Source organism: Nitratidesulfovibrio sp. SRB-5 (genome assembly GCF_019931275.1).
Taxonomy (GTDB): Bacteria; Desulfobacterota; Desulfovibrionia; order Desulfovibrionales; family Desulfovibrionaceae; genus Cupidesulfovibrio.
This window is the reverse complement of the sequence record NZ_JAIOTY010000002.1, coordinates 716270-732549: the sequence shown is the minus strand read 5'-3', so window position 1 is coordinate 732549 and position 16280 is coordinate 716270. Positions and strand designations below refer to the sequence as shown.

The window sequence follows — 16280 nt, the reverse complement described above, 5'->3', positions numbered from 1 at the left end:
CCGTGCACACACGCACCACCATTATTTACCAGGGGCGGCTCCCACCGCTTCTCGTCACTCCCCGCCGCCCCCAGCTGCCCCCGATTACCCCCGGCTGTTCAAAGTCGTTTCACGCCGTCCCAAACCGTTTCAGGCTACCCAGGCACGAATTCACCCATTCCCGCACCTTCACCGTGTGCGGACGCCAACCACGCGCCATCAACGACACCACGAACAGCAACCATGTCCCACGCCCCCCCCTGACCACACACGACCACACACGACCGCACACGACCGCACACGACCAGTGGCGCCAATCTTTCACGCTGCCACCCACGCATGCGGGACGCGCCCTTCCGTTCCGCGCCTTCCCCCCGCCCCCGAACACGCACCGGCACCGGACGCGAAAAGGCCCGCCCCCTTGCGGGAGCGGGCCGTGTTGCATCATGCACCGCGCGGGCGTCAGCCCTGCACGATCTCGCGCAGGCGCGCGGCCAGCGCGCCCAGGTCGTTGATGGCCCGCGCCGCTTCTTCCATGCGGTGGGCGGTGTCGTCGGACAGCTCGCTGACCTGGCTCACGCTGCGGGTAATCTCCTCGCTGGCGGCGGACTGCTCCTCCGCCGCCGTGGCGATGGACGTGACCTGGGCCGAGGTGTCGTTGACCAGGGCCACTATCTCGCGCAGCGCCTCGCCGGAACGGCCCGCCAGCGACGTGGCGTTGTCCACGGCGCCGGCCACCTCTTCCATGCTGGCGATGTTGCGCGCGGCCCCGGACTGGATGGTCTCTATGGACCGGCGCACCTCCTGCGTGGCGTTCATGGTCTTTTCCGCCAGCTTGCGCACCTCGTCCGCCACCACGGCAAAACCGCGCCCGGCATCGCCCGCGCGGGCCGCCTCGATGGCGGCATTCAGTGCCAGCAGGTTGGTCTGATCGGCAATGTCGCTGATCACGTTCATGATCTGGCCAATGCCTTCGGCCTGCCGCCCCAGTTCGCCAAGGTTGCCGCGCAGCACGCCGGTAAGGCTGCTGACCTGCCCGATGGCCGTCACCGCCTCGTCCACCACCCGGGCGCCTTCCTGAGCCCGTGCCTGGCCGCTGTCGGCCTGGCGCGAGGCGTTGGCGGCGCTGCGCGCCACCTCCATGATGGTGGCGTTCATCTGTTCGATGGCGGTCACCGATTCGGTGATCAGCCCGCGCTGGTTTTCGGTGCCGCGCATCACGCCCTCGGTCTGGCTCTCGATGGCCCCGGTGGCGTCGGCCACCTGTCCGGCCACGGAGACCAGTTCGGCGTTGACCTGTTTCATGCGCTCCATGTGGGCGTGCAGGTCGCGTTCCTTCATCACCAGTTCGGAAACGTCGCTGGCAACTTCCAGGTACCCGGCCTTGTTGCCGTGGCAGTCGCGCACGATGTCGCCGTAGGGGCGCACGAAGCGGGTCTGGCCAAGGATGTTCAGCTCCACGATGTCCGCCTCGTACCGGCCACCACGCTGCATGGCCTGGTTGATGGGGCACTTGGAGGTGCCGCAGATGGAGGCGTTGAAGATGGAACTGCACTTGCGACCGCGCACCTTCTCGCCGTCGTCCGCCCCGGCGATGCGCGCCACGGCGGTGTTGGCGAGGATGATGTTATAGTCGTCGTCCACGGCAAACACCGGGTCGGGAATGGCGTTGACCACGTTCTTGTAGCCTTCGACCGAGCACAGGATGTCCTCGATCTTGCCCATGAGCCGGTTGAACCACCGGGCCAACTGGCTGATCTCGTCACGGCCCGCATCGTTCAGGCGGTCGTTCAGGTTGGCGCGGTCCTCGGTGATGTCGCGGATAAGCGACACCACGCGGGACACGGGCGTGGTGACGAAGCGCGACACCAGCACCGAGAACACCACCCCGGGCACCGCCAGCAGGGCCAGCAGCGCGCCCAGCATGATGCCCGAGAAGCGCTCGAAGATGGCCGTGGCCCCGCTGATGTTCGATGCGTGCACGAACACGCCCACCTGCTCGCCCCGGTAATCCTTGACCGGGAAGGCCACCAGGGCGGTGTCGCCGCCCTCGGCGGTGCTCAGCCCGGCCTTTCCGGCGGCCAGCAGTTGCGGGGTGACCAGCGCGGCGGCGGGAATCTGCGGATTGCCCGCGGCAAAGATGAAGTCGTTGCCCACGCGCGGGTACTTGGTCGTGTCGCTCATGCCCTGGGCCAGCGACCCCAGCGAGGCGTTCATGTACAGCAGCACGTCCTCGCCTTCTGCGCTGGAGGCGATCTTGAGCAGCGGCGCGAACTCGATGAGCACCTCCACGGAGCCGATCTGCTTGCCGTCCGCGCCCTTTACCGGCGAAACGCCGCGAATGTCGAAGCCCCCGCGCCCCACTTCTATGCCCTTCATGGGCTGGCCGGTGCGGTTCACGTCCATCACGGTCTTGCGGAAGGAGGAAATGTCGTCGGAAACGTCGATGTCCTGCCCGTCGCGCTTGATCTGCTTCTTGCTCCACAGCCGCACCAGGCTGCGCCCGTTGGGCAGGTGGAAATGCAGCTTGAACTTGCGGCCCGTCACCGCCTCGAACGAGGCAAGGTGCGCGGCAAGCTCGCGGCGCAGGGCTTCGCGCGCCTGCTGCGCCATGGGATCCTTTTCATCGTCTATCCTGCCGGAAAGCGCCGTGGCGTAGGCCGCCTGCACTGCCGGCAGCTGCGAGAACAGCGCGGCCTGTTCCAGTGCCTGAGCCGCCAGCAGTTCCACCGACTGGCTCACCTCGTTGGCCTTGGCTCGTGCCATCTGGCGCAGGAAGACCCCCTTCAGGTCCGTCAGTTCGCCCGCCAGAAACCAGTATGCGCCGCCGCCCAGCAACAGAACCGACAGCGCGAAGGGGAGAAAGAGTTTTTGCCGAATGCCCATCATGACCCCCATCTGGGTAATTCCGCGCGCACCCCCGTGCGCGCGGTAGAACCAATGATCCTACCTGCCGTATCGGAAAAAACAACAGGACGTTTAGATCGTGAAAATAAGAACTATCGACCCCGACGTGCACGCCCCGACCAAAGCGCTGCCCAGTGCCGTACTCCGCATAACCGTAGCTTGCCTGCAAGATTGCCATTTTGACGATGGAGCGTCCACGGCATGAGACGGCATTATAGTGTGTGCGCCAACGCACGTCATGGTGGCACGCCTCATTCCGTCACCGGAACGACGTCCCGCCCGCATGTCGGCACCGGCGGGGCGTCAGGCCCACGGCCCATGGGTCCATGCACCTGCCAGGTACAGGCCATGCGCTGACGCAACATGATTTCTCATCGGAGGGAAAAACCGCCTGCGCGGAAGGGGCCTGCACGCGGGGCAAGGCGTTGCGCACCAAGGACAGGGAGAAAGGCAGGCGTGACGATGCGCCGGATCGAACGGGTTCGGGAGGGGTACAACGCCCGGCGGAAAGAAAAAACGCGGGAGCCGCTACGGCAAAACCGTCATGCGGCCTTGTGGAGCATGGAGCGCCGGAAGGCTGCCTTTCAGGTTCGGGGCTCGCCGTCCGGGGCAGGCCAGCCCAGCCAGTCCAACCCGGCCCAGCCAATCCTGCCCGGTCCAGCCAGTCCAGCCCGGCCCGACCGGGCCCGACCGGGTTCAGCCGGGCTCAATTGGGGTCAATCAGGCTTGAAATGGGTGTCGTAGTCCGGCGCTAGGCAATCCAGCGTGCCGCCCATCATGGCCCGGAACTTTTCCTGCGGCGGCACCTGCGGAGCGTCCGGATGCGTGCATTCGGCCTGGCCCATGGTCATGCGCCGCGCCTCGTCCAGGCTGCGGTATTCCATCACCCCGCAGAAGACGCATTTCAGATGCGTGGCCCGGCGGGTGCAGTTGCAGTCGATCTTGGCGAACTGATGCTTGCGCATCACACCCCCCGGTGCCCCGCCATGTCCACCCGCGCGGCAAGCCCTTCGGAACCGGCAAGGCATCCCTCGCCATCGCGCCGCAGCACCAGCACCGCCCCGATGACCGTGCCGTCCGGCGCCCGGTAGGGCGAAACGCTGCACACGCACGGGTCGCCGCCGGGCAGCAGGCGCACGGGGCCGGACTGGTGCCCGCCCTCGTGCAGAAAACGGTCGAGGGGCGTGAGGCCGCCATCCTCGGCCACGCAGTCGGGGCAGCGCACCATGACCGAGCCGTCCACCGCGCCTCCCGCATCCGCAGTGCTCGCGGCATCGGGAAGCCCCGGCCCGCACACTTGCCGCACCCACGAGGCATTGGCCATGATCACGTTGCGATCCAGGTCCAGCAGCACCACGTGGTCGGGCATGGCGTCGATGGTGCTGCGCAGGATGCCGAGGGTGGTGCGCCAGCGCTGCTCCGCCTCGATGCGGGCGGTGACGTTGACCACGATGCCCTCGTAGTGCAGCAGTTCACCCGCCCAGTCGTGCACGGCGGTGCAATGTTCCGATACCCACAACAGGTCGCCGTCGCGCCCGTACACCTGCGAGACGAAGCCCGTCACCGTGCCTTCGGCGCGCAGGCGGGCCAGCAGTTCCTGCCGCCGCCCCGGCGCCTCGTAAATCTGCTCGTCCATGGAGCGCACGCCGGATACCAGTTCGCCCGGTCCGGACCAGCCCAGCATCTGGGCGAAGGCGCGGTTGGACACCAGGTAACGCCCTTCCGGGTCGGCCATGTAGATGCCCACCACGGCGTTGTCGAAGATGGAACGGTAACGCAGTTCGCTGTCGCGCAGCCGTGCGTGCAGGCGGGTGTGGTGGCGCACGATGCGCAGGTTCACGCGCAGGGCGTCGCCGGTGACCGGCTTGGACATGAAGCCCAGGGCGCCGCTGCCCACTACCTGTTCCATGAGTTCGTGGTCCGTGGCCTCGGTGGCGCCGGTGACCAGAATGACCGGGATGTCGAAGTCGGCGGTGATGGCGCGGGTGGCCTCCACGCCGTTCATGTCCCCGGCCAGCCAGATGTCCATGAGCACGGCGTCGGGCCGCTCGTCCCGGGCCAGGCGCACGGCCTCCTCGCCCATGGCGGCGGGGCCGATCACCACGTGGCCCTCGCGGACCAGCAGCCCGCGCAGCAGGGCCGCGCCGACGGCGTCGTCCTCAGCGACCAGAACGCGCAGCGGCTGTGTCATCGCTCCCCCATGCTGTTGCGTCGCCACCGCGCGCGCAGCCGTTGTCGTTCCACGGCGAGTCTTCACCAGGGATCTGCTCCTGCTCGCGCGCCCACGTGGGGGCAAGACCCGGCAGGTCATGGCGGATATCGCCGGGGGCATCGGGCATGCCGGATTCGCAGGTAGCCGTGCCGTTGAAGGCGTCGCGCGGCAGGCACACGCGAAATTCCGTCCAGCCCGAGGGCGACGTTTCAAAGCCCACCCGGCCCTTCAGGTAGTTCTGCGTCAGCAGGCGGATGCTGTAGGTGCCAAGCCCCCGCCCCATCCCCTTGGTGGAAAACGAGCGCTGGAATATCTGGCGCTGCACGTCGGGCCGGATGTAGCCGGGGTTGCGCACCCGAAAGGTAACGCACTCCCCGTCGCAGTCGCAGCCAAGCACCACCTCGCCCTGCTCGGGGGTGGCCTCGAGCGCGTTCTTGACCAGATTGCCCAGCACCCGGCCCAGCAGCGTGGAATCCGTGACCATGGCCGTGTCCGCGGCGCAGGACAGCACGGTGAGGGTGCGCCCCCGCGCCGCCTCGTGCCCGGCGTACAGGTTGGCCACGTCGCGCAGCAGTTCCACCCCGTCCACGGGGTGCGGGTCCACCGGCAGTTCGTCGGTCTCTGCGGCCAGCAGCAGCTTCTGGGTAACGATCTCTTCCACCAGCGCGTTGGAAAAACGGTGCAGCAGCATGGTGTCGCCGCGCAGGTCCAGGGGCACTTCCTCCAGGATCATCTGGGCCAGGTTGCGCAGCCCGCCCGCCGTGTTCAGGATGTCGTGGAAAAAGATGCGTTCCAGCGCGCGCCGCCGCTTTTCATGGCTGATGTCGTTGATGGCGAAAATGATGAACCGCTCGCCGTCCCGGTCGAACGGCGTGGCGCAGACCTTGAGGTCGTAGGCCAGCACGTCGTCGCCCTTGCGCTGGGTGATGCGGCATTCCTCCACCCTGCGCTCGTCGCCCAGGGCGCACAGCACCGCCTTTACCGCCCCGCATTCGCGGCACCCGTCCGCCGTGCCGCAACCGCCGGGGCCATCACAGGCGTTCTCGCAGTGGAACAGTTCGCCGGGGCGCAGCCCCAGCAGGTTGGCGCCGTCGGACAGGGACAGCAGTTCCAGCAGGTTGCGGTTGACGAAGACGATCTGGCGGTGCCGGTTCAGGATCAGCACGATGTCCGTCACTGAATCGAGCAGGCTGATCAGGGTGGGATCGCGGAACAGCCCGGCCTGGCGCAGCAGGTCGGCGTCGGGCGAGCGTTCTGCGGGGGCGTGGAACGTGGGCAGGGTCGGGGTCATGCGTGGTCCTGTGGTGGCGTTCGGGGTGGCGCCGGATGCGGGCGGAAGGGCGCACGATGGGACCGGACGTGATCGAAGCGGGTCCAGGCGAGGCTTTCGGGCCGTGCGGAGGCCGAAGCGCCGGGCAAAGCCTACCCCAGGTCCATGATATTTCCAAGCCGGCAGGCAGGGGGGCTCCGATGGCCAGACGGGAAACGCCGCCGGGCAATGCCGCCCCTACCATGAAAATGCAAAGGGCCGCCCGGAAGGGGCGGCCCGAATATGTGGAACCGTGCTGGCGTGCGGACGGCCAGCCATGCCCGCGCGAACGGGCGAAACGCCGACGCCGGGCCGGATGACGGCCTGTCGGCAATCCCGCTAGAACTCCCGCAGGGTCAGGGGTGCGGCATGGTTGGGCGGGCCGAAGCCCTGACCCGGCGTGTAGCTTTCGCGCAGGCACAGGTTCAGGTAACGCTGGGCGCGCTGCACGGCGGGCAACAGGTCCATGCCGAGGCCAAGACAGGTGGCGATGGCGGCGGACAGGGTGCAGCCGGTGCCATGGTTGTTGGGGGTATCCACGCGGGGCTGGGAAAGCGCGATGATCTCCGGTGCGCCGTTCGGCGCGGTGCCGGGCAGGCCCAGCCAGTCCACCAGGTCGCCGCTGCCCTCGAAGTGGCCGCCCTTCAGCAGTACCGCCTTCGGTCCCATGGCCAGGATGCGGCGCACCGCCTCACGGACGTCGGCTTCGGTGGCGATGTCCATGCCCGCCAGCATTTCCGCCTCGGGGCGATTGGGGGTCAACAGGTCGGCCAGGGGCAGCACGCGGCGCACCAGAGCCTGCACGGCGTCTTCGCGCAGCAGGCGGTGCCCGCTCTGGCTCACGGACACCGGGTCCACCACCAGCGGAAAGGTCTTGCGGGCGTCCAGCACGTCGGCCACGGCCTCGATGATGGGCGCGGAAAACAGCATGCCCGTCTTGGCCCCGGCCACGGGAAAGCCGTCCAGCACGGTGGTCAGTTGCAGGGCCACGAACTCCGCGTCCGGGGCGTGGATGCCGGTGACGCCAAGGCCGTTCTGGGCCGTGAGCGCGGTGATGACGCTCATGCCGAAGCCGCCGAGGGTGGTCATGGCCTTCAGGTCCGCCTGGATGCCCGCGCCGCCGCCGGAATCGGATCCGGCGATGGTCAGGATGCAGGGGGGCGTGGGGTGCGGTGCGTGTACGGTCATGCGGGGCTCCATCCTGACAGGGTGAACAAGCCGAAATCGTTGGTTATTCCGGAATGAATTCACACCCTGCGATTCATTCGCTTTTAATGTTCCGCAACCAACTTCGCGCGCAGGGGGGCCCAAATCAGGATTTTTGTTCGTTGGCGAGGAAAACGAGCCTGCCATGAGGGAGTGCCCTAGCCGCTTGGTGAGCGAAGCGAACCTTACGGATAGGGACCGCAACGCGTACTCTTGCTGTATTCGACCGAGCCTTGGCCGTTAGGCGAGCGCGTAGCGCGAGTCTTACGGATAAGGACAGCAACGCCATGGCAGGCGAAGTTTGACCGCGTTGCGCACGATGTCCGTAGGGCTCGCAACCTCGCCCAACGGCCACACTTCGCGCCCTCCGGGTCGGAAGCCAACGGGCAAAAGGACAATTTGGGCCCTACACCACGGCATCCAGCAACAGATTGTCGCGGTGAATAACTTCCGGATAATGCGCGTCGCCCAGGATGGCCGCCACCTCGTGGCGCTTGTGGCCCATGATGCGCCGCAGTTCAGCCGCCGCGTAGTTGGAAAGCCCCACCCCGATGACCGTGCCGTCCTGCGCGGCCACGCGCACCAGCGCACCGGAGCCGAAGCCCCCTTCCACCGCGCACACCCCGCCGGGCAGCAGGCTTTTGCCGCCCTGCAGCAGGGCGCGGGCCGCGCCCTCGTCCACGGTGACGGTGCCTGCCGGGTCCGACTGGTAGGCCAGCCAGTACTTGCGGCGCGAGACGGTGCGGGCGTCGGCGCGCACCCAGGTGCCAATGGCCTCTCCGGCGAAGGCGCGGGCCAGCACGTCGGGCTCGCGCCCCGGCACGATGAGCGTGGGCACGCCTATCTGCGCGGCGCGCCGCGCGGACAGCAGCTTGGAATACATGCCGCCGGTGCCCACGGACGTCTTGCCGCCGCACAGCCCGTCCAGGTCCAGCCCGTGCACGTCGTCGATGCAGTCCATGACGCAGGCGTCGGGGTTGTCCTGCGGATTTTCGGCAAACACGCCGCCCGCCGAGGTCATGTTCACGAACAGGTCGGCTTCCACGATGTTCAGCAACAGGCTGGCCAGGCAGTCGTTGTCGCCGAACTTCAGGTCGTGCACGGCCACGGTGTCGTTCTCGTTGACCACGGGGATGGCCCCCCAGTCGAGCAGCGCGGCAAAGGTATTGCGGGCGTTGAGAAAGCGGTTGCGGCTCTTCAGGTCGTCGCGGGTAAGCAGAACCTGGGCCGATATGCGCCCGCGCCGGGCAAAGGCTTCATCATAATGATGCATCAGGCGGCTCTGCCCGATGGCCGATGCCGCCTGCCGGTGGGGCATGCCCGCGATCTCGCAGCAACTGCGCAGCACGCCGCGCCCCGCCGCCACCGCGCCGGAAGACACCAGCACCACGCGGCGCCCGCCTTCCTGCACGGCGGAAAGCTGGCCCGCCAGCGATTCCACCATGGCAAGGTCCAGCCCCTGGCCATTGGTCAGCACGGCGCTGCCCACCTTGACCACGACGCAACGCGCATCCGCCAGCGCCCTGCGCCGTTCGGCCTGCCAGTCGCCCGCCGTATCCGCCTGATCCTGCCTTGCCTCGTTCCGTCCGGACATGCCGTCGCTCCGTTGGGATGCGGGCGCGCCGCCAGCTTGCGCCGGGGTTATTCGCGCACCCAGATCACCTCGATGTCGCTTTCTTCCTCGTCGAATTCCTCGGTCTCGCGCAGGCGCACCAGGGCCTCGTGGTTGTCCAGCTCGTCGCGCATGCGCCACATCTCGGCCACCACGTCCTCCACCCCCTCGCCGGTGAGCGCGGACATGAAGTGCACGGTACGGCCATCGGCGGCGGCGCGGTCGCGCAGGGCCTGCACATCTTCGGGGTCGCGCAGGTCGATCTTGTTGACCACCTGCAACTGCACCCGCTGGCCAAGGTCCGCGTCGAAGCGCACCAGTTCCTCGTTGATGAGGTCAAAGCCGCTCCACGGGCCGTCGGGACTGTCGAGGGACACGTCTTCCACGCTCAGGATGTGCACCAGAAACCGGGTGCGCTCCACGTGCTTCAGGAAGCGGTGGCCAAGGCCCTGTCCGGTGTGCGCCCCCTCGATGAGACCCGGAATGTCCGCGATGACCAGCCGCTGCTCGGGGTCGGCATCGTCGATCATCACGCCAAGGTTGGGGATCAGCGTGGTGAACGGATAGGCCGCGATCTTGGGCCGCGCCGCCGACACCTTGGAAATGAAGGTGGACTTGCCCGCGTTGGGCAGGCCCAGCAGGCCCGCGTCTGCCAGGATCTTCAGTTCCAGGCGCAGCGAGCGCACCTCTCCCGTCTCGCCCTTCTGGGCAAAGCGCGGGGCGCGGTTGGTGGACGACTTGAAGTGCTCGTTGCCCTTGCCGCCGCGCCCGCCCTGCGCCACCACGAAGACGGTCTCCGGGTCGGAAAGGTCGCACAGCAGGGTTTCGCCGTCCTCGGTCACCTCGTAAATCTGGGTGCCCACGGGCAATTCCACGGTCAGGTCGTCGCCCTTGCGGCCATGGCACTGGCTGCCCATGCCGCCCTGCCCGTTCTGCGCCTCGTAGGTGCGTTGCAGACGGAAGTCGTAGAGCGACAACAGCCGGGTGGAGGCGCGCAGGATGACGCTGCCGCCGTCGCCGCCGTCGCCCCCGTCGGGGCCGCCGCGCGGCACGAACTTTTCGCGGCGGAACGAAACGCAGCCGTTGCCGCCGTTGCCCGCGCGAACCGTAATGGTGGCTTCGTCGACGAAGCGCATGATGATGCCTGCCTTGAATACTGTGGATATGCGGTGGATGCGGCGCGCGGAATGTCCGCAGTGCCGGGGCGAAGCCGGAAGTGACCGACCTGCCGTAACGCGCCCGACGCGGTGAACGCGAAGAACGCCAAAAAATCCGGTGTCGGCGCCGGTGACCGGCGCTGCTGCCCCGCCTTTCGCGCCGGGCCCGGCCTGACTGGTCAGGACCTGACTGTTCAGGATCTGACTGGACTGGCCATGTCTGGTCCGGACCTGACGCCTTTGGGCCTGACTGGTCCGGGCCTGACGGCTGTTGACCTGACTGGTCCGGACCTGACCGGTTTGGCCCCGACTGGCCTGGCCATCATGCCGGACCGGAGCGACCCCCTGGGTGCAATGGGCGCAACCTGCCTGCCCCGTGCACTACACGCGGCGACCGCGCGAAGCAAACACGAAAGGGGCGGAAGAACGCTGCGCGACTTCCGCCCCGGAAATGCAAGCCGTGGACGTGTATGTGCGGCCGGGCCTACGCCTGGGCGGGCACCACGTGCACGCGGGTCTGGACCTTCTTCTTGCGGGTGTACTTTTCGTACTTCACGGTGCCCTCGACCGTGGCGAACAGGGTGTAGTCCCTGCCCATGCCCACGTTGTCGCCGGGGTGCACGCGGGTGCCCAGCTGACGAACCAGAATGTTGCCGGCCAGGACCTGCTCGCCGCCGAAGCGCTTCACGCCGCGGCGTTGTCCGGCGCTGTCGCGTCCGTTGCGGGAGCTGCCGCCTGCTTTCTTATGTGCCATGACGTGTTCTCCTTGGCGCTAGGCCTGGATGGCCTTGATCTTCAGGGCCGTGAAGTCCTGACGGTGGCCCTGCTTCTTGCGGGAGTCGTTGCGGCGCCACTTCTTGAACACGATGAGCTTTTCGCCGCGACCGTGTTCGACCACCTCGGCGGTGACCTTCGCGCCTTCCACATAGGGAGCGCCGACGGAAAACGCGCCGCCGCCCAGCATCAGAACCTTATCGATGACAATTTCGCTGCCGGCTTCGGCCTCGAGCTTCTCTACGAAGATCTTGGCGCCTTCTTCGACGCGGAACTGTTTGCCACCCGTTTCGATAATCGCGTACATTAGTAACCTCCATGACGAGAGAGGGCTGACTTATCCTCATTCGGGGCAGGAAGTCAACCCCGGATTGCCACCCTGCGCGGCCGAGCCCCGGAAATGTTCGTAAAATTCCATCCGGGCGGCCACCAGCGGGCCGCATCCGTGCGCAAACGCGGGCCTTCCGGCCGGTTCACGCGCCCCTCATGCGGGGCCGATGTCGATAGCATACGCCCACACGCCCCGCAAGGTCGGGATTTCCCCCCATCGGCAACGGCCACCGTGCCACACCTGCGTTAGAATTTCTCCTTTCTCCAACGATACCGTATGTCAGCGACCGCTCACCCCCAGACACTACCAGCCTCCGCGAAATTTCTAACAGACGGCCCATGGTTCCGGGGATATATCCCTTCTCGAGTGTGTCTCGTCTCGCGTCCGGGGGGAACCCCGCACCAAGGCCCTCCCCCAAGGCTGTTCCCCCCGGACCACCAAAAACGCGAGCACACCCCCCAGGCCCTTGCCGCAAAGGGCCCCAAAACGGCGAAAGCCGTTTTTTTGTTGTGCAGGCGAAAACCGCCTTTTTTGTTGCGCCAGCGAAAGCCGACATCCTGCCATGCGGCCAAGGCCGACGTTATGGCATGACGGCCAAGGCCGATTTCCAGTTGCCCGAACACAGGCCATCCCCCTCCCCATATTCCCGGCACGTCCGCGGCGGACTGCTCCTTCCCCCCATCACCCCGGCCCCGGCGCGCATCCCCCTTCCCTTCCCGCCCCGTCCCGGCTACCATGCCGCACTGCCGTGCCCTGCGCGGCACCATTCATCAGTGAGGTCGGCATGAAAGGCATCATTCTCGCCGGTGGTTCCGGCACGCGGCTCTATCCCATCACCATGGGCGTCTCCAAGCAGCTCATGCCGGTGTACGACAAGCCCATGATCTACTACCCGCTGTCGGTGCTGATGCTGGCGGGCATCCGCGAGATATGCATCATCACCACCCCGGCGGATCAGCCGCGCTTTCGCGAACTGCTGGGCGACGGCTCCCAACTGGGCCTTTCGTTCACCTACATCGAACAGCCCCGCCCCGAAGGCCTGGCCCAGGCCTTTCTGCTGGCGCGCGACTTTCTGGCCGGGGAACCCAGCTGTCTCATTCTTGGCGACAACCTGTTCTACGGCGACCGGCTGCCCTCGCTGCTGCGGCAGTGCGCCAAGCTGGAAAAGGGCGGCGTCGTGTTCGGCTACAAGGTGCGCGACCCGGAACGCTACGGCGTGGTGGAATTTGACACGGCGTGCAAGGTCATCAGCATCGAGGAAAAGCCCGCCGCGCCCAAGTCGCGCTTTGCCGTCACCGGGCTCTATTTCTACGACGGGCGCGCGCCGGAACTGGCCGCCCGGCTTGCCCCATCGCCGCGCGGCGAACTGGAAATCACCGACCTGAACAACCTGTACCTGCGCGAAGGCAACCTGTCGGTGGAATTCCTGGGACGCGGGGTAGCCTGGCTGGATACCGGCACCTTCGAATCGCTGCATCAGGCGGCCTCGTTCGTGCGGGCCGTGCAGGACCGGCAGGGCCTGAAAATCGCCTGCATCGAGGAAATCGCCTGGCGCAAGGGCTACATCGACGACGATGCCCTGCGCGCGCTGGCAGCCCCCATGCTGAAGAACGACTATGGCCGCTACCTGATGGACATCATGGAGGACCGCCTGCGGGTGTGACGGCGCGGAAGCGGATCGGGCGGAACCGGACGGAACAGGACGCAACGGCACGGAACTGGACGGAGATCAACAGAACAAAGCGGGCACATGCGGGACGAGCAGACGCAGGGCGACATCGAAGGCTGCCTACGGTTCCTCCCGCTCCGCCGGGCGCAGCGCACGCAAAAAGGCCGCCCCTGCGGACGGCCCCTGCGGAAAACTGGCGATGCGCGCGTGACGCACCGAAAAACCCGCGACGCCCCGGCGAGTGGCGCGGCACGGCGCTGAAGAAACCCGGCGGGCACGCCCGTCCTTGATTCCTTCGTTCTGCGGTCCCTTCTAATGATGCATGTGGTCGCCCTTACCGATACGGTAAAAGGCGGTAGCCACGATGACGCAGAAGTAGATGGCGATCAGGCTGACGCCCAGGAAACCCTGCGGGCTCGAATGCATCGCATTCTGAATCAGTTCGTTCAGCATGTCCGGACTCCTTGTGCGGCCCGACTGCGGCACGCGACCGCACAAGACGGTCGCCGCGCATCGGGCGGGGATAGACGTGAACACTCCAGGTCCGCAGATTACTTGCCGCTTTTCCGGCAAATGTCAAGCGCATCGTGAATTCCCGCACAAGGACCGCACATGGCAAGCCCGGCGCGCACTTGCCTCGCGCGTCGTCCCGCTGTACATGGCCCGGCCCTGCCCCCGGCAGAAATGACACCGGGAACCGGCAGACCCGAACGGGGCACCCACACACACAATTAACGCCCCGCCCATTCCGCCCGTTTCAAATGGCGCACGCCACGAGGCCGTACGGGCCAGAACGGGCCTGGCGGGCCGAAACAACACTGCACGCACGCGCGGCCACCCCGGTCGCCGCATTCATAACATTTTTCTGGAGACACCATGTCCGATACCACCCCCCGCCCCGGCGACCTTCTGGAACTGACCGTGGATGCCCTTGCCGCTGGCGGCCGCGCCGTGTGCCGCCACGAGGGCCGCGTCGTGTTCGTGGCGGGCGGCCTGCCCGGCCAGCGCGTGCGCGCCAAACTGACCACGGTGAAGCGCCGCTTTGCCGAGGCCACGCTGGACGCCGTGCTCGAACCGTCGCCCGTGCAGTGTGCCCCGTTCTGCGCCCACTTCGGCGATTGCGGCGGCTGCGCCTGGCAGGACCTGCCCTACGTCGAGCAACTGCGCTGGAAGGAGCGCTTCGTGGTTGACGCGCTGGGGCGCATCGGCGGCCTGCGCGACGCCAATGTGCTGCCCATCCTGGCCTCCCCCGCCGAGCGCGGCTTTCGCAACAAGATGGAATTCGCCTTCAGCCAGGACCGCGACGGCCAGTTGCACCTGGGCCTGCGCCGCCGTGCCTCGCGCGCGGTGGTGGACATCACGGAATGCCACCTGCAAACACCGCTGACGGTGCGCATCGTCGAGGCGGTGCGCGAGCTTGCGCGCGAAAGCGGCCTTCCCGGCTGGGATGACAGCAGGCAGGATGGCTTCTGGCGCTTTCTGGTGGTGCGCGAGCCGGAACTGGGGCGTGATGCCGGGGCCGACACCCCGGCGGAAGGCGAAGGCCAGGATACGCCGGGCCGCCAGTGCCTGATCCAGTGCATCACCGGGCGGCACCCCGGCGCGGCGCAGGCCGTGTCGCGCCTGGCCGAGGCGCTGCGCGCCCGCTTTCCCGAAGTGACCGGCGTGGTGCATTCGCTGCGCCTGGACCCGGAGCAGATCGCCTACGGCGAACGGGTGCTGGCCGTGGACGGCGAGGCCGTGCTGACCGAGCGCCTCGGCGGCAACGACTTGCTGCTGGGCCCCGATTCGTTCTTCCAGACCAACACCGCCGCCGCGAACCTGCTGTACGACGAGGCGCGCCGCATGGCCGCCGCCGGGCCGGACGACACGGTGTGGGACCTGTATTCCGGCGTGGGAGCCATCGCCCTGCACCTGGCGCGCACCGCCGGTGCCGTGCGCGGTTTCGAGATCACGTCCGAGGCGGTCAACGATGCCCGCGCCAACGCCGCGCGCAACAACATCCTGAACTGTTCCTTCGTCTCTGGCGACGTGCGCGCCAGCCTGCGCCGCGAGCGCCCCGGCGAGGGCGTGTCGCCGCGCATCGTGGTCGTGGACCCGCCCCGCGCGGGCCTGCACGAGGACGTGGTCGAGGCCGTGGCCGCCCACCAGCCGGAGCGCATCGTGTACGTTTCGTGCAACCCGGCCACCATGGCCCGCGACGTGGCCCTGTTCACCGCGCGCGGGTATGCGCTGCAAGAGGCGCGTCCGGTCGACCTGTTCCCCCATTCGCCCCACGTGGAATGCGTGGCCCTGCTGACCCGCACGGGGGAGTAGCGCCGTCACGACAAGGCACCCGCCACCAGCCCGAAAAAACGACGCCCGCCGCATGGTCAGCACCATGCGGCGGGCGTTTCTTCATCTCTTGCAAGGAACAGCTAATGAGCGCCGCCATGCAGCAACGGCTTGAAATTGAAGCTGCGCACCCGCTGCTCGTTGTGGCAGACCACGCAGCCTTCCATGGTGGGCTTGTCGATGAGCGAAACGTCACCCCCTGAATCCACGTGGGCGGAACCGGGACCATGACAGACCTCGCACCCGGCGTCGGCCAGATGGGGCGTGGCCTCGAAGCTGACGAAGCCGCCCGGCTTGCCGTAGCCGGTGGTGTGGCAGGCGTAGCAACCCTGCACTTCTTCCCTGCTCAGCTTGGGGGCCATCACCTTCACGCTTTCTGCGGACTTGGATTTTTTGGCGTGCTTGCGGAAGGTGGCGTGCTGGTCGGCATGGCAGGGGGCGCAGGCGTCGGTGCCCACGTAGCTGCGCGCTTCGGCGGCCAGGGCCGTGGATGCCGGTTGACCGGCGCCGGTCAGCACCAGCAGCGCGGCCAGCAAGACCGCCGCCAGAGGTACGGACAGAGCCGGGGGCAAAGACGGGGACAGGGGCAGATGCAGGAGCCGGACTGAAACCGGGGCGGAAGGCAGTATCGAAGGCTGGCTGAGATTCTGGCGGCGGCACACAACGGCAGACACGGTCAGGCGCATGGCATCCCCCCAATGGCAGATCCGGCGGTTTGACGTGGTGGCGGGTACGGCGCTGCGTGATGCGCCGTGGCGCATTGGTACCGCGTTACAATCGAACAGTCCAG

The 16280-nt window shown here is 67.3% G+C and carries 13 protein-coding genes; 2 read left to right on the top strand and 11 right to left on the bottom strand.

Going from position 1 to position 16280, the window contains the following annotated elements; translation table 11 throughout:
- Positions 1-441: 441 nt before the first annotated feature.
- From K6142_RS10550 to rplU, 9 genes are all read right to left on the bottom strand, one after another.
- Positions 442-2865 carry a methyl-accepting chemotaxis protein gene (locus K6142_RS10550; RefSeq protein ID WP_041728283.1) on the bottom strand — a complete coding sequence of 808 codons (2424 nt, stop codon included), beginning with the start codon at positions 2863-2865 and terminating at the stop codon, positions 442-444.
- A gap of 737 nt (positions 2866-3602) precedes the next feature.
- Positions 3603-3851 carry a hypothetical protein gene (locus K6142_RS10545; RefSeq protein ID WP_190244131.1) on the bottom strand — a complete coding sequence of 83 codons (249 nt, stop codon included), beginning with the start codon at positions 3849-3851 and terminating at the stop codon, positions 3603-3605.
- The gene (locus K6142_RS10540; RefSeq protein WP_190244130.1) at positions 3851-5077 is read right to left on the bottom strand and encodes a PAS domain S-box protein; all 1227 of its coding nucleotides are present in this window, start codon (positions 5075-5077) and stop codon (positions 3851-3853) included. The genes K6142_RS10545 and K6142_RS10540 overlap by 1 nt, the downstream gene beginning before the upstream one ends.
- A complete protein-coding gene (locus tag K6142_RS10535) occupies positions 5046-6389 on the bottom strand; it encodes a PAS domain-containing sensor histidine kinase (protein WP_190244129.1) in 1344 nt (447 codons plus the stop codon). The genes K6142_RS10540 and K6142_RS10535 overlap by 32 nt, the downstream gene beginning before the upstream one ends.
- A gap of 357 nt (positions 6390-6746) precedes the next feature.
- Positions 6747-7595 carry a bifunctional hydroxymethylpyrimidine kinase/phosphomethylpyrimidine kinase gene (gene thiD, locus K6142_RS10530; RefSeq protein ID WP_190244128.1) on the bottom strand — a complete coding sequence of 283 codons (849 nt, stop codon included), beginning with the start codon at positions 7593-7595 and terminating at the stop codon, positions 6747-6749.
- A 424-nt stretch (positions 7596-8019) separates the two neighbouring features.
- The gene (gene proB, locus K6142_RS10525; RefSeq protein ID WP_190244127.1) at positions 8020-9207 is read right to left on the bottom strand and encodes a glutamate 5-kinase; all 1188 of its coding nucleotides are present in this window, start codon (positions 9205-9207) and stop codon (positions 8020-8022) included.
- A 47-nt stretch (positions 9208-9254) separates the two neighbouring features.
- Positions 9255-10361 carry a GTPase ObgE gene (gene obgE / locus K6142_RS10520; RefSeq protein ID WP_190244126.1) on the bottom strand — a complete coding sequence of 369 codons (1107 nt, stop codon included), beginning with the start codon at positions 10359-10361 and terminating at the stop codon, positions 9255-9257.
- A gap of 505 nt (positions 10362-10866) precedes the next feature.
- Positions 10867-11136, bottom strand: a complete 270-nt coding sequence (gene rpmA / locus K6142_RS10515) for a 50S ribosomal protein L27 (RefSeq protein ID WP_035066468.1) — start codon at positions 11134-11136, stop codon at positions 10867-10869.
- A gap of 18 nt (positions 11137-11154) precedes the next feature.
- Positions 11155-11463 carry a 50S ribosomal protein L21 gene (rplU, locus tag K6142_RS10510; RefSeq protein ID WP_007523828.1) on the bottom strand — a complete coding sequence of 103 codons (309 nt, stop codon included), beginning with the start codon at positions 11461-11463 and terminating at the stop codon, positions 11155-11157.
- 808 nt (positions 11464-12271) lie between these two features.
- On the opposite strand from rplU, the gene rfbA reads away from it, so the two are divergent.
- On the top strand, positions 12272-13150 hold the full coding sequence (rfbA, locus tag K6142_RS10505) for a glucose-1-phosphate thymidylyltransferase RfbA (RefSeq protein ID WP_190244125.1): 879 nt from the start codon (positions 12272-12274) through the stop codon (positions 13148-13150).
- A 318-nt stretch (positions 13151-13468) separates the two neighbouring features.
- Here the strand turns inward: rfbA and K6142_RS10500 are convergent, their stop codons facing one another.
- A complete protein-coding gene (locus K6142_RS10500; RefSeq protein ID WP_012612513.1) occupies positions 13469-13609 on the bottom strand; it encodes a hypothetical protein in 141 nt (46 codons plus the stop codon).
- A 423-nt stretch (positions 13610-14032) separates the two neighbouring features.
- Here K6142_RS10500 and rlmD point away from each other — a divergent pair, with 423 nt between their 5' ends.
- Positions 14033-15472 carry a 23S rRNA (uracil(1939)-C(5))-methyltransferase RlmD gene (gene rlmD, locus K6142_RS10495; RefSeq protein ID WP_190244124.1) on the top strand — a complete coding sequence of 480 codons (1440 nt, stop codon included), beginning with the start codon at positions 14033-14035 and terminating at the stop codon, positions 15470-15472.
- Positions 15473-15573: 101 nt separating this feature from the next.
- Here rlmD and K6142_RS10490 read toward each other — a convergent pair whose 3' ends face one another.
- Entirely contained in the window at positions 15574-16176 is a 603-nt protein-coding gene (locus tag K6142_RS10490) for a cytochrome c family protein (RefSeq protein ID WP_190244123.1), read from the bottom strand.
- Between the last annotated feature and the right edge of the window lie 104 nt (positions 16177-16280).

Bases quoted from the DNA above. Each gene is read 5' to 3' on its own strand.
- K6142_RS10550 (WP_041728283.1), bottom strand. From the start codon at position 2,865: ATGGGCATTCGGCAAAAACTCTTTCTCCCCTTCGCGCTGTCGGTTCTG.
- K6142_RS10545 (WP_190244131.1), bottom strand. From the start codon at position 3,851: ATGCGCAAGCATCAGTTCGCCAAGATCGACTGCAACTGCACCCGCCGG.
- K6142_RS10540 (WP_190244130.1), bottom strand. From the start codon at position 5,077: ATGACACAGCCGCTGCGCGTTCTGGTCGCTGAGGACGACGCCGTCGGC.
- K6142_RS10535 (WP_190244129.1), bottom strand. From the start codon at position 6,389: ATGACCCCGACCCTGCCCACGTTCCACGCCCCCGCAGAACGCTCGCCC.
- thiD (WP_190244128.1), bottom strand. From the start codon at position 7,595: ATGACCGTACACGCACCGCACCCCACGCCCCCCTGCATCCTGACCATC.
- proB (WP_190244127.1), bottom strand. From the start codon at position 9,207: ATGTCCGGACGGAACGAGGCAAGGCAGGATCAGGCGGATACGGCGGGC.
- obgE (WP_190244126.1), bottom strand. From the start codon at position 10,361: ATGCGCTTCGTCGACGAAGCCACCATTACGGTTCGCGCGGGCAACGGC.
- rpmA (WP_035066468.1), bottom strand. From the start codon at position 11,136: ATGGCACATAAGAAAGCAGGCGGCAGCTCCCGCAACGGACGCGACAGC.
- rplU (WP_007523828.1), bottom strand. From the start codon at position 11,463: ATGTACGCGATTATCGAAACGGGTGGCAAACAGTTCCGCGTCGAAGAA.
- rfbA (WP_190244125.1), top strand. From the start codon at position 12,272: ATGAAAGGCATCATTCTCGCCGGTGGTTCCGGCACGCGGCTCTATCCC.
- K6142_RS10500 (WP_012612513.1), bottom strand. From the start codon at position 13,609: ATGCTGAACGAACTGATTCAGAATGCGATGCATTCGAGCCCGCAGGGT.
- rlmD (WP_190244124.1), top strand. From the start codon at position 14,033: ATGTCCGATACCACCCCCCGCCCCGGCGACCTTCTGGAACTGACCGTG.
- K6142_RS10490 (WP_190244123.1), bottom strand. From the start codon at position 16,176: ATGCGCCTGACCGTGTCTGCCGTTGTGTGCCGCCGCCAGAATCTCAGC.